Origin of the sequence: Pseudarthrobacter sp. 1G09, from assembly GCF_050038305.1 — a bacterium.
GTDB classification, from domain to species: domain Bacteria; phylum Actinomycetota; class Actinomycetes; order Actinomycetales; family Micrococcaceae; genus Arthrobacter; species Arthrobacter equi.
Map to the genome: position 1 here is coordinate 713,973 of NZ_CP188306.1, position 12,505 is coordinate 726,477.

Genomic DNA, 12,505 nt, shown 5'->3' on the forward strand with positions numbered 1-12,505 from the left:
CATTGACAGCATCCCCACAACAAGGGGGGGTGCGCGGTGGTTTCTGCCGCTGCCCGCGCTGTGATTGAGTGGAGCCATGCCTTTCCCCAGCTCCGGCCGGGCTGCACGAAACCTGTCCGCTGCTGCGATGAGCGCCCTGCTCCTGGCCAGCGCCGGCAAGCACTTCCGAAGCCCCGGCTTCTACCGCCAGGTGGTTCCCGACTACCTCTGCCGTGAAGACCCCGCCCCCGGCACCGTGCCCACCGGCGCCAGCGGACCCTTCGCCGTCCTCTCACGCGAGGAATGGATCGCCGCATCCGGCCTGATCGAGGCTGCGGCCGCCGTCGGGCTCCTCATCCCGGCCACCCGCAAGGTCACCGCCACTGCCGTGGCCGCGATGTTCACGGCGTTCCTCGCCGGCCACGTTGACGCGCTCCGGCGCGCCTACAGCCCGGAAGGGACACGGCTCCAGCGGCGCATCCACACGGTCCGACTGCCGCTGCAGGCACCCCTCATCGCCTGGGCCTGGAGCCTCCGCAACACTGGCCCGGACGGCCGGCGGTGAAGCTCATGGCGTCCCCCGCCGTGCGGGTGGGGATCTCCATCAGCATTGCCACTGGCCTTTACGGCGTGTCCTTCGGTGCCCTGTCCGTCACCTCCGGCCTGGATTTCTGGCAGACCATCGCCCTGAGCCTGCTGCTGTTCAGCGGCGGCTCCCAGTTCGCGTTCATCGGCGTGGTGGGCGGCGGCGGTTCCGGCATTGCCGCCATGAGTGCCGCCACCCTCCTGGGCATGCGCAACGGGATCTACGGCATGCAACTCAATGCCCTCTTGCGGCCGGAAGGATGGCGCAAATACGTCGGCGCCCAGCTGACCATCGACGAGTCCACGGCCACGAGCACCGGCCAGGCTGATCCTGCCGAGCAACGCCGTGGCTTCTGGGCGGCCGGCGTCGGTATCTATGTGCTCTGGAACCTCTTCACCGCAGCAGGTGCGTTGGCCGGCAGCGGACTCGGCGATCCCAAGCAGTGGGGGCTCGACGGTGCCGCGGTGGCCGCCTTCCTGGCGTTGCTCTGGCCGCGCCTGAAGGGCCGGGAACCGGTGGCCATCGCCGTCGTCTGCGCCGTGGCCACCGTGCTGGCCGTGCCGTTCGTTCCCGCGGGAGTGCCCATCCTGGTGGCCGCGCTGGTGGCTGCCCTGATCGGCTGGTTCAGCCACGGCCGCAGCGATGAGGGCCTCGAACCCGATGTGGAACCGTACGGCGGCCACCACCGGCACGGGCCCGGCGACGCTGCGGAGGCCGGCCGGTGAATCTCTGGTTCTGGATCCTCGTGTCCTGCGTGTTGGCCTACGCCTGGAAGCTGGTGGGCTACTTCGTGCCCGCCCGGTTCCTGGAAAACCCCCGGATGTCCAGGATCGCGGGCACCATGACCATCGGGCTGCTCGCCTCACTGACCGTGGTGAACGCCGCGGCCACCGGGCAGGCACTTGCGGCAGACGCCCGGCTGGGGGCGCTTGCCGCGGCAGCCATAGCTCTTGCACTGCGGGCGCCCTTCCTCCTGGTGGTCATTGTTGGCGCCGGCACCGCCGCCATGCTCAGGATGGCCGGCTGGAACTGATGTGATCTGGCTCACATGAAATGGGCGGGGCTGGCGGTATCATAATCTCGGCTATGCAGTTGGCCGTTGGATTACGTGTGAACGGCCACCATGGAAAATCAGCAGCACGCCGGCGAAAGAGCCGGCAGATCCCACCGCAAGAACCCCCGGCGCCGGGCCGGTCTCCCGGCCAAACACTTCATCACCCGCTTCGCCGGGCTCTCCGATGTCCCTGCCGCGGACTTGGAGTTACTGGCAGGCAGCCTAAGGAACGGACTGGATCTGCAGCCTGGCTCACCCGTCCCGGCGCTGCATGCCGCCGTCCACCGGGAAATCCGGCGCCGCGCGGATGCCGCAGCGGGATAGCTCCTCCCCGGCCGGCCGCTTAACGCCTGTGGTGAACTGTAAGCAGGCCGCCCGCCACACGGCGGCGGCGAAAACCTACGCCTGGCTCCGCCAGAAGGAGGACCCGCGATGAACGACAAGTCACCCCGCGGCTCGGAATCCACCAGGGAAATGCGGGACACTGCCCGCCGCCGCAGGGACTCCGAAGAGAAACTGCAGCAGCATCTCCTCGAAGCCAGGGATCACGTTCCCAACGAGTACAACGAACCTCCCGCCACCGATGCCGGGGAAGAGGGCACTGCCCCTTATGCCGGCGGGGCTGATGCAGGCACAGCAGATGCAGGGGATCCAGGTTCAGGTCAACGGGATACAGACGGGGCCTAGCGGCCGGGCGGACGGGGGCGGTTACGCCACGCCGTGCGCCACCCCGTCCGGCGACACCGAACGGCGGCAGCTTTCTTCGCATGCGAGGTCGTACCACGCATGCGCCCCGTATTCAGGGTCCTCGGTGTCCAGCTCCTGGAACAGGATGTCAAGCAAAGTAGCCAGTTCATCCGCTGGCAGTCCGGCCAGGACCTCATCCGGCTCGCGGGGGTCGTCCAAATACTGGATCAGCTGTGGATTCTTCATCGTGCTGCGGACTTTGTTCCCTGGATGGACAAGAACTGTGTCATGGATCGCTCCAGTACCGAAGGTCGTGGGCTGGCTGCGTAACCCTCTTGAATTCTAAAACAGGAGACAGAGCTGGACAACGGTACCTTTGGCGGCATACAGGCAGGGCGGGCCGGTCTTAGTTCCGACGGGGCGGGCGGCCTTCGGGGTGGTGGCGCCGGCTAAGGTGCCGCGGGTGCAGGCACCGGTACGTGCGCGGGAAGCGCACGTGCCGGACGTGTTGACCTGATGGCGTCCTCCATCAGGGCCAGTGGACGCCGCCAGGCGTCCGATCCGGGTTCCATGGTGTCCACCACGGAGATCAGCATGGCCAGGAGACGGAACATGTCCGTCATGGAAATGTCCTGCCGCAGGCTGCCTTGGCCTTGCCCGCGGACCAGCAGGATGCTGAGGGAATCCATGAGGGAACCTGTGATGCCGGTCAGGAGCCCGCGGCGCCCGGCCACGGCACCGAGCAGGTTGGCGTCGGCGCTGGCGGCGTCCATCAGGGACTCCAGCACCCGGAACAGCCCGTTGGCGGCATCAATGTCCGCCAGGGCGCCGTCAACCACGGGGTCAACCGAGATCCGAAGCTGCCGGTTCAGTGCGGCGAGGACCAGTTCTTCCTTGTCGGCAAAATTCCGGAAAAGGGTGGCCGGTCCAACGCCGGCGGTGGAAGCGATGGTCTGCAGCGGAACCTCGGGGCCGAACTCCCGGAAGCACTGCCGCGCCGCGGTGATGATCTTGTCCACATTCCGCGCGGCGTCGGCGCGGAGGGGCTTGCGGGCGACTGCGAGGCTCATGCCATGAGGTTAGCAATGGAGGGTCAGCCCATCACCGTTACTGAGGGGTAGGGGCTCATTGTGACGCCGGCCCTGTTCGGACGGATTTTGCCTGGTGGCGTGCAGTGGCAGACTTGCCCCATGCTCCTTGCCTTTTCAGTTGCCCCGTCAGGTACTCCAACCGAAGGTTCACGCCCCGGAGATGCCTCCGTGCATGACGCCGTTGCTGCCGCAGTAAAGATCGTCCGCGACTCTGGCCTGCCCAACACAACCGATTCGATGTTTACCACCATCGAAGGCGAATGGGATGAGGTGTTCGACGTCGTCAAACGGGCCACCGAGGCCGTAGGGCGCTACGGCAGCCGCGTTTCCCTGGTGATCAAGGCCGATATCCGGCCTGGCTACACGGGTGAACTGACGGCCAAGGTGGACCGGCTGGAAGAAGCGCTCGCGGAGGGCTCCTGAACCGCGCTTTGCCGTCACCCTCCGCTGTGGGGGCGGTCGATGTCCCGGCCGCCGGTAGCCTCTGGACCGGCTGATCGCCGCGTGCCAAACTGTGCCCATGTTCGAGCACAAGCCCCGGCCGGAATGGATCGCCACCGAAGAGTTCCTCTCGCGGGTGGTGGTCCACCCGGACCCCGCGCTGGAGCAGGCCATCCGGTCCGCGGCCGAAGCGGGCATGCCGGCCATTGAGGTGGCACCCAACGCCGGCAAGCTGCTGATGCTCCTGGTGCAGCTCTCCGGTGCCCGGCGGATCCTGGAAATTGGTACGCTTGCCGGCTTCAGCACCATCTGGTTGGGCCGCGGACTGCCCGCCAACGGCACGCTGGTTACCTGCGAGTTCCTCCCCAAGCACGCCGAAGTGGCGTGGGCCAACATCGACTTCGCCGGACTGGGCCAGAAGGTTGAAATCCGGCTGGGCCCGGCGCTTGAGACGCTGGCCGCGCTGGAGGAAGAGGGCCGCGAGCCGTTCGACTTCATCTTCATCGACGCGGACAAGGAGAACAACAGCCGCTACCTTGACTGGGCGGTCCGGCTGGGCAGGCGTGGCGCCACCGTGGTGCTGGACAACACCATCTGGGAAGGTGCCGTCCTGGATCCGGAGATGGATCCCGTGAACGCCCCCGGCATTATCGACGCACTCACCCTGCTGGGGGAGCATCCCCGCCTGGATGCCACCGTCATCCAGACCGTGGGCTCCAAGGGCTGGGATGGTTTCGCCCTGGCCCGCATCACCTGACAACGCCCGCCAGCGCCCGCCGCACCTCCATTGATAAGTATGCTTAGAATAAGCGTCCGGCTGGCGGGCAGCCGGACAGGCCGCAATGGAGGAAAACGATGAAGGCATCACCCACCCTTGCCAGCAACCTGCAGATGGTCCTCACGGACCTGATTGAGCTGCACCTGCAGGGAAAGCAGGCCCACTGGAACCTCGTGGGCACCAACTTCCGGGACCTGCATTTGCAACTGGATGAAATCGTCACGGCGGCACGGCTGTTCGCCGATGAGGTCGCCGAGCGCATGCGGGCCCTGCACGCCCTGCCGGACGGCCGCAGCAGCACGGTCACAGCGGACAACCGCCTGGCTGAATTCCCGGCGGGCCTGACGTCCACGAAGGACACCGTCAAGCTCATCACCGCCCGGCTGGAGCGGACCGTGAAGAGCATGCGTGATGTCCACGACGACGTGGACGATGAGGACCCCACCAGCGCAGACCTGCTGCACAAGATCATCGAACTGCTGGAGCAGCTGGCCTGGATGGTCAACGCCGAAACCATGGCGCCCACCGCCGCGGTGACCGAGCCGGCCAGCAAGTAGGTGGCAGCGGGGGACAGCCCGGACAGCGGTCGGGGCGGACTGCAAGTAAACCCGGAAACCGGCGGCAGCCCCGTCCGGCCCGTGCTTCTCAGTTCCACGGCGGAAGAGCTCGCGCGGCTTGCCCCCGGTCTTGCGGCTGTGGGCGGCGCAGCGGGGGATGTGCCGGCTCTGCTTCAGCTCGCCGTCGCGGCCGGACGCTCCTGGCCGTTGCCGGGCGAAGGCCGGACCGCACAGCTGTGGGAGCTCCTCGCTTCCGTGGCCGCCGTGGACGTCGCTGCCGCCCGGGTCTTCGAACCGCACCTCGACGCCGCGGCAATCCTGAAGCAGGCAGCGGCAGCGGCCGACGCGGGCGAAGGCTCCTGGGGTGTCTTCGCGGCCGAAGGCCCGGGGCTTCCACTCCAGGCCACGGCCAACGGCGGCGGGTACGTCCTGAACGGGTCAAAGCCCTGGTGCTCCCTGGCAGGCCAGCTGGACCATGCGGTCATCACCGCGCACACGGACGACGGCGGCCGGGCGGCGTTCGCCGTCGACCTCCACCACGCCGGGGTTAGGGCTGAGGAACCGGAATGGATTGCCCGGGGACTTCGCGAGATCCCCAGCGGTACGGTGACCTTCGAACACGTACCTGCTGCGGCTGTGGGCGGCAGCGGCTGGTACCACAGCCGTCCCGGCTTCGCGTGGGGCGGTATGGGGGTCGCCGCCTGCTGGCTCGGGGGAGCGGTGGGTGTTGCCCGCGACTTCCGGGACGGCCTGCGGAAAGGCGCCGAAACGGGCCGTGAGCCGGACCAGCTGGCGCTCGCTGCGCTGGGCGAAACGGACCGGGTCCTCGTTTCGGCACTGCAGTACCTGGCCAGAGCCGCCGAACGGGTGGACGCCGCTGGAACCGCGGCCGGGAGCAGCAGCGACTGGAGCGAGGCCCAGCGTGTCCGCGGAACTGTTGCCTCCGCCGTCGACCGCGTCCTCCAACTGGTGACGGCCAACCGCGGGCCCGGGCCACTGGCGTTCGACGCCGCGTATGCCAAGAGGGTGGCTGATCTGGCCCTCTATGTCAGGCAGCACCACGGGCACCGGGACGACGCCCAGTTGGGCGCGCTGACCCTCAAAGGAGACTGTCCATGGTGACCTTCTCCCACGCGGACCTGGGCACAGCCGAACACGTATGGATGGCAGCCGGATTGTCCGCCGCCCCTGAGCTGCCCCTGGACAGCGGCGAGTTGGCCGCCCGGGGCTTCGTGGTCCTCGCCGCCCACCCCGACGACGAAACCCTTGGCGCAGGAGGGCTGGCAGCAAGCCTGCGCGAGCTGGGGGCGGCCGTGGAAGTGCTGCTCTGCACGGCAGGCGAGGGCTCCCACCCGGAATCCGTAACGCACACGCCCGAACGGCTCGCCGCGGCACGGCTGGAGGAGTTCGCGGCAGCCCTAACGGCGCTGGGGCTGGAGGGCCGGTGGCATTTCCTTGGCATGCCGGACCGCGGACTGGGCCTGCACTCGGATGCCATCGCTGATGCGGTCCGGCACGCCGCGGCCAGGCTCGCCGGCGCCGATGGGAAACGCCGGGACGTGGTGGTCGTGGCGCCGTACCGGGCGGACGGCCACGCCGACCACGACGCCTTGGGTGCAGTGGCGGCGGACGTTGCGGCGGAGGGCGGCCACGGCCTCCTCGAATATCCCATCTGGTACTGGCACTGGGCCGGCCCGGACCATTCGGACTGGCGGGACTGGATGAGGTTCCACCTGGACCCGCCCGCCCGGCAAGCCAAGGACCGTGCAATGGCCGCGCATGCCACGCAGGTCCTGCCGCTGTCGCCTGGCCCCGGTGACGAAGCGCTGCTCAGCGAGGGCTTCCTGCGGCACTTCGCCAGGGGCTACGAGATGTTTGCCTGGACACCGCCGCGGAAACCGGCGGAACCATCGCATCGCAGCGGTGAGGCCACGGAGATTTTTGACCGCGTGCATCAGCGCACCGAGGACCCCTGGAATTACGGTTCCAGCTGGTACGAACAGCGCAAGCGTGCCCTGACGCTGGCAGCCTTGCCGGAGGCCTCCTACGGGGCAGGACTGGAAATCGGCTGCTCTATCGGCACCCTGACGGCGGACCTGGCTCCCCGGTGCCGGAGCCTGCTTGGGGTGGACGCGAGCGGGGTGGCCGTGGAACACGCGAGACAGCGGCTGGCAGGGGCGCACCACGTCACGGTGGAGCAGGCCGTGCTTCCGGCTGCCTGGCCGGAGGGCTCCTTCGACCTCATCGTGGTGTCCGAGGTGGGCTACTACCTGGCCCGCGATGAGCTTGCCGGCATGTGGGATCGGGTGGAGGCGGCCATGCAGCCCGGCGGGACGCTGGTGCTCTGCCATTGGAGGCACCCGGTGGCGGGCTGGGAGCTTGATGGCGAATCCGTCCACGCCCTCGCCAGGGAGCGGCTGAGCTGGCGGCAGGCAGGGATGTACCGCGAACGGGATTTCCTCCTGGAGGTCCTCGTGGCTCCCGTTCCGGCAAGGACGGCCCCGGAATGACAGCTCCAACCGGCCATCGTGTCAGCCATCTTGGCGTGGTGGTCCCCGCCCACAACGAAGAGCGGCACCTGGGCGCCGCACTTGAGGCTGTCCGCACCGCCGTCGGCGTCCTTCAGGTGCAGCGCCCCGGACTGTGCGTCCGCGTGCTGGTGGTCCTGGACGCCTGCACCGACCTGTCAGCGTCCGTGGCTGGTCGGTTTGCTGGGGCAGATCCCCAGTTCAACGTCCTGGCAGCTGATTTCCGCAGCGTTGGGCGGAGCAGGCGCGAAGGGAACCGGATGGTCCTGGCCGAAGCCGGCGCCTTGGGCGTTCCCGCAGGGGAAATCTGGATTGCCAACACCGATGCCGATTCCCGCGTTCCTGCGCACTGGCTCACCCGGCAACTGGAACTGGCTGATGCCGGCGCCGACGCTGTGCTGGGTTCCGTGGAACCGGACTCTGCCGGGATGGACACGGGGCTGCTGCAACGGTGGCATGCACGGCACCGTCTACAGGACAACCACCACCATGTCTACGGCGCCAACCTCGGTGTCCGCGCATCCGCCTACCTGGCAGCCGGAGGATTTCCCGCCGCAGAATCCGGGGAGGACAGGAGCCTTGTCAGGAAGCTCCGCAGCGGAGGCGCGGTGATCGCAGCTACCGACAGCAACCGCGTCATCACCTCCGGCAGGTTGGAGGCGCGTGCTCCCCGCGGGTTCGCCGGTTACCTCCTTGCCCTTGCCCTGGACCCGCGTGGCGCAGAGGGCTGAGCGGAGGAACTGGGGAGACACGAAAGGGCTGCCACGGAAAAAGCCGTGGCAGCCCTTTCAGATAGCGGTCAGACCAGGTCTGGTGCGCTGGCAATAATGTAGTCAGCTGCCGCGGGGCCGGTCATGGAGAGGTTGTTGCTGTCCGGATCGATACCCTTCAGCTTCAGGGCCTCCCACAGCTCTTCCGGCGGTTGGAGCTGGACCTTATGGATCAGGCACCAGCTGGTGTACAGCCCGTAGAGTTCGTCGCGGCCGAGGCCGAGACCGGGTTCCTTTGCCGGAACAACTGCGTCGGCAAGAAAATCTTCAAAATGGTTGGCAGGCATATCCGCTCACAAAGTTGGCCGTGATGTCCGCCGTGTCTGCTTCAGCGGCCCTGCCAGGTTAGGCCAGCAGGGTAAACATGAAGGTATTTCAGCGCGGGCATTTTGTCCAGTTATGCGAGGCTTGCCCGCTACGGCATATGGCCAGGTCACGTGGGAGATCCGCCCGGACGGAATCCGTCCAGGGGGCCGACGGCGACTGGGGGGACTGGCCTCGGTCTCAGAAGAGGCCATCTCACCGCCGGCCCCGCCTAACCCCGGGCTTCATGCACCCGGGAACTCTTCAGGACCTGATTAATCTTCTACCAATTTGGGGCCTCTGCCTAGTGCCTTTGATTTCCCCGGTCCCCTTCTTCCGGCGTGCCGTTCCCGGCCCGGTCGCGGACCTTGTCCCGGACCCGTTCCCGGTGCGGTTCAGAGGGAGCGTCCTCCCCGGCGCCGGTGGCTTCGGCGTCACCGCTGCCTCCGTTCTCCGCGGCATATTTCTCACGCAGTTCGCGGCCGTGCTTGATGTCTTCTTCCTCCTGGGCCTGCAGTTTTTCGCTCTTCTTGGTGTCGCGCGGCGGCAGCTGGATGGTTTCCTCTGCCTTGATGCCGGCCTGGAGCTGGCGGCCGCGTTCTGTCTCGGCGTCGAACTCGGCTCCGAAGAGCAGCGACATGTTCAGGATCCAGAGCCACAGCAGCATAACGATCACGCCGCCCAGGGCGCCATAGGTCTTGTTGTAATTGCCGAAGTTCCCCACGTAGAAGCCAAATCCCAGCGAGGCCAGCAGGAAAACGACCAAGGCGATGCCCGAGCCCATGCTCATCCACTTGAACTTTGGCTGCCTGACGTTGGGTGTGGCGTAGTAGAGGACGGCGATAATGACGATGATCAGCGCCACCATCACGGGCCACTTGGCAATGTTCCAGACAGCGAGGAAAACCCCGCTGAGCCCAATAAAGCCGCCGACCGCTTCCGCCACGGGGCCGCTCAGGACCAGCATGCCGGCGAGGATGGCGATGATGGCAATCGCGAGCACGGTCACGGCCAGCATGGTGCCGCGCAGCTTGACGAACGCGCGTCCCTCGTCCACTTCATACACGCGGTTCATGGCACGGCCGAAAGCACCCACGTACCCTGAAGCCGACCAGAGCGCGGTTGCCAGGCCGATGACCAGGGTGAATCCTGCCGCCGGGGCGTTGGCCAGGTCTTTCACCACCCCACCGATGGTGTCCACGGTCTCGCCCGGGACAAACCCGCTGACGATCTGCAGGAGCGCGTCCGTGGTCTTCTGCGGATCGCCGAACAGCCCGATCAGGGACACCAGGGCCAGGATGGCCGGGAACAAGGACAGGACCGCGTAGTAGGTCAGGGAAGCGGCGAGGTCGGGGCACTGGTCCTTGCTGAACTCGCGCAATGTCTTCCTGGCGATGTATTTCCAGTTCGGCTTGACCAGCTCTTTGGGGCTGTCAGGTTTCCTGGAGTCGTTTGGATCCGGTGCCGGCCCCGCTTTCGCGGTGCTGGTTTCGGATGCGTCGTGAGTTGCCATGGGGGTGTCCTCTCGGTCAGGCGGCCAACCAGACAGGCCGGCTCCGCGGGTGGGCGGGGCCGGCCTGTCGTGTAATGCAGTTGCCTACGGAATGACGTGCAGTTGCCGCTGCCTAGGTGTTTTGGATGGTGTCTTTGGCGGTGGTGGCGCGGTCTTTGACGTCGGTGGCGGCGTCTTGGCTGTCGGTTTTGACGTGGTCGATGCCGTCGGTGGCGGTAGTTTTGACGTTGTCCATGGCGTGTTGGGCTGGTTCTTTGAGGTCCTGGACCATGCCTTTGGCGGCGTCGGTGAGTTCGGTGGTGAGGGGTTCGGCGGCGGTTTTGAGCTGGTCTGCTGCCTGGCGTTCCTTGTCACTGGCGGGGATCAGGGAGGAGATCAGCATGCCTGCGCCGAAGGCGATGAGGCCGGCGGCGAGGGGGTTGCCCTGGGTTTTGGCTTTGACCCGGTCCGGTGCTGCGGCGACGGTGTGGCCGGCGTCGGAGAGGGTGGAGGCGACGTTGTCCTTGGCGTCGTGGAGGGTGTCGCCGGTGCTGTGCAGGGCGTTGGTGGTGTGCCCGGCCCCGGAGTGCGCGGTGTCGTGGACTCGGCTGGTGGTGTGGTCTGCTGCTCCCATGATTTTCTCCTTGACCCCTGATACCGCGTCTTTGACCTTGTCGGTTTGGCGGTGGACGATGTTGGACGGTGTGACCTTGTCCGCGACGGCGTCGACGTTGGTGCCGAGGCGTGCGCGGGTGGCTTCGATGTCTGCTCGGATTGCGTCGGGGTTCTCGCTCATCGGTTTACCTCACCTGGTTTGAGGGTCGGGGGGATTTCGGCGAGGGTTTCGCCGGTTTGGGGCAGGCCTTTGATTTCTTTGAGTTCTTTGCGGCCGATGCTTGCCAGGACCGCGGCTGCGATGGCCCAGATGGCGGCGACGATCACGGCGGCCCAGCCCAGGGGCATGAGGGCGCCGAGGCCGAACATCAGGGCCAGGGACAGGAAGAGCAGGACGAAATGGCCTGCGACGCCGGCGCCGGCGAGCATGCCGCCGCCTTTACCGGCCCGGGTGGCGGATTGTTTGAGTTCGGCTTTGGCGAGGTCGACTTCCTGGCGCATCAGGGTGGACAGGTCCCGGGTGACATCGCCGAGCAGGTCACCCAGCGACGTGGTCTCTGCTTTCTGGTGCGCCACGCCCGGCGACTCAGGAATCTGGCTACTCATCAGAACCTGCCGGACTCGCCGTCCGCGGACCGGTCGCGGGTGCGTGGATCGTTAGCCATGGGGTCATCCGCCAGCTCGCGGTCATAGACGGGGTCTTCGGCGATCTGGTTTCCGGACCAGGGCTCCTCCACCAACTGGGGGCTGTCCAGCCCACTGGCCGGCCGCGCAGGTTCCGGATACCCGCTGCCGGGAGCGCCGCCGTCGTACCCTGCCGTGGTGGTCGCCGGACCGGGCAGCTGCACCGGCGGAGGCGGGACAGTACCACCGGCTGGTGGGTAGGACTCGCTGTACTGATCGCCATATCCGGTTCCCGAGAACTGGACTCCCCCGGAGTGCCTGCCCGGGGTGCCGGACGTGCCGGTGCCGGAGGATGCCTCCGGGGCGCCTGCGGTGAGGCTTCGGGTCAGGCGACCCGCCAGCAGGCCAGCGCCGGCCGCGAGCAGCAGGAACGTCCCGGGCTTGTTGCGGGCGAACCGCTGCACGTCGCCGAGCAGGTCGCCCGGCTCGCGGTTCTCCAGCCAGGACGCAACGGAGTCTCCGCGTTCGGCTGCCTGCCGGATAAGGTCACTCGCCATACCCTGCTGCTCGGGCGCGGTGGCCATGCTGTGCAGCTGGTCAGAGATGTTGCGGATCCCCTGCGCGGCCTTCTGCTGTTGGGCGCCTGCCTCGCTGGTCAGGCCGGTCTTCGCCTGGTTCATCAGGTCTTTGGCGTTGGTCTTTGCCTCGGCTGCGACGTTGGAGGCTTCTTCCTTCGCCGTATGTGCCACATCCTTGGCCGCAGACGTTGCCTGCCCTGCCACGTCTGAGGCCTCTGCCTTTGCCGCGTCGGTTTTCGAACCGCCTGACGGCGCGCCCGCTTGGTAACCACCTGGCTGGTAGCCACCCGTCCCGGGTACAGACGTCTGTGGAGTCGTTGTGGCGGGGAAGGTGGTTGCAGCCCGCTCGCCGGGAATTCCTGTATTGGCCGTGGGAACCGCGTTGGGGTCCTCGGGCCATTGGTTCTCTGTCATCTTCCATC

18 protein-coding genes are annotated in these 12,505 nt (G+C 67.1%); 11 read left to right on the top strand and 7 right to left on the bottom strand.

Going from position 1 to position 12,505, the window contains the following annotated elements:
• Nucleotides 1-76: 76 nt before the first annotated feature.
• From ACP3TD_RS03340 to ACP3TD_RS03360, 5 genes are all read left to right on the top strand, one after another.
• Nucleotides 77-544, top strand: coding sequence for a DoxX family protein (locus ACP3TD_RS03340; RefSeq protein WP_426765411.1), 468 nt, complete (start codon nucleotides 77-79; stop codon nucleotides 542-544).
• A 5-nt stretch (nucleotides 545-549) separates the two neighbouring features.
• Complete coding sequence (locus ACP3TD_RS03345) at nucleotides 550-1,290, top strand: AzlC family ABC transporter permease (protein WP_426765413.1); 741 nt, start codon at nucleotides 550-552, stop codon at nucleotides 1,288-1,290.
• Entirely contained in the window at nucleotides 1,287-1,598 is a 312-nt protein-coding gene (locus tag ACP3TD_RS03350; RefSeq protein ID WP_426765415.1) for an AzlD domain-containing protein, read from the top strand. Before ACP3TD_RS03345 ends, ACP3TD_RS03350 begins: the two co-directional genes overlap by 4 nt.
• A gap of 90 nt (nucleotides 1,599-1,688) precedes the next feature.
• Entirely contained in the window at nucleotides 1,689-1,943 is a 255-nt protein-coding gene (locus tag ACP3TD_RS03355; RefSeq protein WP_091717788.1) for a hypothetical protein, read from the top strand.
• Between the two features lie 108 nt (nucleotides 1,944-2,051).
• Complete coding sequence (locus ACP3TD_RS03360; protein WP_426765418.1) at nucleotides 2,052-2,306, top strand: hypothetical protein; 255 nt, start codon at nucleotides 2,052-2,054, stop codon at nucleotides 2,304-2,306.
• Between the two features lie 21 nt (nucleotides 2,307-2,327).
• Here ACP3TD_RS03360 and ACP3TD_RS03365 read toward each other — a convergent pair whose 3' ends face one another.
• Nucleotides 2,328-2,552, bottom strand: coding sequence for a hypothetical protein (locus ACP3TD_RS03365; RefSeq protein WP_426765420.1), 225 nt, complete (start codon nucleotides 2,550-2,552; stop codon nucleotides 2,328-2,330).
• Nucleotides 2,553-2,755: 203 nt separating this feature from the next.
• Complete coding sequence (locus ACP3TD_RS03370) at nucleotides 2,756-3,376, bottom strand: TetR/AcrR family transcriptional regulator (RefSeq protein ID WP_426765422.1); 621 nt, start codon at nucleotides 3,374-3,376, stop codon at nucleotides 2,756-2,758.
• A gap of 120 nt (nucleotides 3,377-3,496) precedes the next feature.
• Between ACP3TD_RS03370 and ACP3TD_RS03375 the strand changes: the two genes are divergently transcribed.
• The 6 genes from ACP3TD_RS03375 (at nucleotide 3,497) to ACP3TD_RS03400 (ending at nucleotide 8,432) form a co-directional block, all read left to right on the top strand.
• Nucleotides 3,497-3,820, top strand: a complete 324-nt coding sequence (locus ACP3TD_RS03375) for a thiamine-binding protein (RefSeq protein WP_426765424.1) — start codon at nucleotides 3,497-3,499, stop codon at nucleotides 3,818-3,820.
• A gap of 97 nt (nucleotides 3,821-3,917) precedes the next feature.
• The gene (locus tag ACP3TD_RS03380) at nucleotides 3,918-4,595 is read left to right on the top strand and encodes an O-methyltransferase (RefSeq protein ID WP_426765426.1); all 678 of its coding nucleotides are present in this window, start codon (nucleotides 3,918-3,920) and stop codon (nucleotides 4,593-4,595) included.
• Nucleotides 4,596-4,693: 98 nt separating this feature from the next.
• On the top strand, nucleotides 4,694-5,173 hold the full coding sequence (locus ACP3TD_RS03385; RefSeq protein WP_426765428.1) for a Dps family protein: 480 nt from the start codon (nucleotides 4,694-4,696) through the stop codon (nucleotides 5,171-5,173).
• 81 nt (nucleotides 5,174-5,254) lie between these two features.
• On the top strand, nucleotides 5,255-6,295 hold the full coding sequence (locus tag ACP3TD_RS03390) for an acyl-CoA dehydrogenase family protein (RefSeq protein WP_426765430.1): 1,041 nt from the start codon (nucleotides 5,255-5,257) through the stop codon (nucleotides 6,293-6,295).
• Nucleotides 6,289-7,683, top strand: coding sequence for a bifunctional PIG-L family deacetylase/class I SAM-dependent methyltransferase (locus ACP3TD_RS03395; RefSeq protein ID WP_426765432.1), 1,395 nt, complete (start codon nucleotides 6,289-6,291; stop codon nucleotides 7,681-7,683). Before ACP3TD_RS03390 ends, ACP3TD_RS03395 begins: the two co-directional genes overlap by 7 nt.
• Nucleotides 7,680-8,432, top strand: a complete 753-nt coding sequence (locus ACP3TD_RS03400) for a glycosyltransferase (protein WP_426765434.1) — start codon at nucleotides 7,680-7,682, stop codon at nucleotides 8,430-8,432. The genes ACP3TD_RS03395 and ACP3TD_RS03400 overlap by 4 nt, the downstream gene beginning before the upstream one ends.
• Before the next feature lie 68 nt (nucleotides 8,433-8,500).
• On the opposite strand, the gene ACP3TD_RS03405 is transcribed toward ACP3TD_RS03400, so the two are convergent.
• The 5 genes from ACP3TD_RS03405 to ACP3TD_RS03425 all read right to left on the bottom strand — a co-directional run bounded on the left by ACP3TD_RS03405 (nucleotide 8,501) and on the right by ACP3TD_RS03425 (nucleotide 12,497).
• Nucleotides 8,501-8,758, bottom strand: a complete 258-nt coding sequence (locus ACP3TD_RS03405; RefSeq protein WP_426765436.1) for a hypothetical protein — start codon at nucleotides 8,756-8,758, stop codon at nucleotides 8,501-8,503.
• Nucleotides 8,759-9,078: 320 nt separating this feature from the next.
• Nucleotides 9,079-10,287, bottom strand: a complete 1,209-nt coding sequence (locus ACP3TD_RS03410; protein WP_426765438.1) for a YihY/virulence factor BrkB family protein — start codon at nucleotides 10,285-10,287, stop codon at nucleotides 9,079-9,081.
• A gap of 112 nt (nucleotides 10,288-10,399) precedes the next feature.
• The gene (locus ACP3TD_RS03415; RefSeq protein WP_426765440.1) at nucleotides 10,400-11,062 is read right to left on the bottom strand and encodes a DUF3618 domain-containing protein; all 663 of its coding nucleotides are present in this window, start codon (nucleotides 11,060-11,062) and stop codon (nucleotides 10,400-10,402) included.
• Nucleotides 11,059-11,487, bottom strand: a complete 429-nt coding sequence (locus ACP3TD_RS03420) for a phage holin family protein (RefSeq protein WP_426765442.1) — start codon at nucleotides 11,485-11,487, stop codon at nucleotides 11,059-11,061. Before ACP3TD_RS03420 ends, ACP3TD_RS03415 begins: the two co-directional genes overlap by 4 nt.
• Nucleotides 11,487-12,497, bottom strand: a complete 1,011-nt coding sequence (locus ACP3TD_RS03425) for a hypothetical protein (protein WP_426765444.1) — start codon at nucleotides 12,495-12,497, stop codon at nucleotides 11,487-11,489. The genes ACP3TD_RS03420 and ACP3TD_RS03425 overlap by 1 nt, the downstream gene beginning before the upstream one ends.
• Between the last annotated feature and the right edge of the window lie 8 nt (nucleotides 12,498-12,505).

Excerpts from the sequence above, each read along its gene's own strand:
- ACP3TD_RS03340 (WP_426765411.1), top strand. The coding sequence starts at position 77 with ATGCCTTTCCCCAGCTCCGGCCGGGCTGCACGAAACCTGTCCGCTGCT.
- ACP3TD_RS03345 (WP_426765413.1), top strand. The coding sequence starts at position 550 with ATGGCGTCCCCCGCCGTGCGGGTGGGGATCTCCATCAGCATTGCCACT.
- ACP3TD_RS03355 (WP_091717788.1), top strand. The coding sequence starts at position 1,689 with ATGGAAAATCAGCAGCACGCCGGCGAAAGAGCCGGCAGATCCCACCGC.
- ACP3TD_RS03360 (WP_426765418.1), top strand. The coding sequence starts at position 2,052 with ATGAACGACAAGTCACCCCGCGGCTCGGAATCCACCAGGGAAATGCGG.
- ACP3TD_RS03365 (WP_426765420.1), bottom strand. The coding sequence starts at position 2,552 with ATGAAGAATCCACAGCTGATCCAGTATTTGGACGACCCCCGCGAGCCG.
- ACP3TD_RS03370 (WP_426765422.1), bottom strand. The coding sequence starts at position 3,376 with ATGAGCCTCGCAGTCGCCCGCAAGCCCCTCCGCGCCGACGCCGCGCGG.
- ACP3TD_RS03375 (WP_426765424.1), top strand. The coding sequence starts at position 3,497 with ATGCTCCTTGCCTTTTCAGTTGCCCCGTCAGGTACTCCAACCGAAGGT.
- ACP3TD_RS03380 (WP_426765426.1), top strand. The coding sequence starts at position 3,918 with ATGTTCGAGCACAAGCCCCGGCCGGAATGGATCGCCACCGAAGAGTTC.
- ACP3TD_RS03385 (WP_426765428.1), top strand. The coding sequence starts at position 4,694 with ATGAAGGCATCACCCACCCTTGCCAGCAACCTGCAGATGGTCCTCACG.
- ACP3TD_RS03395 (WP_426765432.1), top strand. The coding sequence starts at position 6,289 with ATGGTGACCTTCTCCCACGCGGACCTGGGCACAGCCGAACACGTATGG.
- ACP3TD_RS03400 (WP_426765434.1), top strand. The coding sequence starts at position 7,680 with ATGACAGCTCCAACCGGCCATCGTGTCAGCCATCTTGGCGTGGTGGTC.
- ACP3TD_RS03405 (WP_426765436.1), bottom strand. The coding sequence starts at position 8,758 with ATGCCTGCCAACCATTTTGAAGATTTTCTTGCCGACGCAGTTGTTCCG.
- ACP3TD_RS03410 (WP_426765438.1), bottom strand. The coding sequence starts at position 10,287 with ATGGCAACTCACGACGCATCCGAAACCAGCACCGCGAAAGCGGGGCCG.
- ACP3TD_RS03415 (WP_426765440.1), bottom strand. The coding sequence starts at position 11,062 with ATGAGCGAGAACCCCGACGCAATCCGAGCAGACATCGAAGCCACCCGC.
- ACP3TD_RS03420 (WP_426765442.1), bottom strand. The coding sequence starts at position 11,487 with ATGAGTAGCCAGATTCCTGAGTCGCCGGGCGTGGCGCACCAGAAAGCA.
- ACP3TD_RS03425 (WP_426765444.1), bottom strand. The coding sequence starts at position 12,497 with ATGACAGAGAACCAATGGCCCGAGGACCCCAACGCGGTTCCCACGGCC.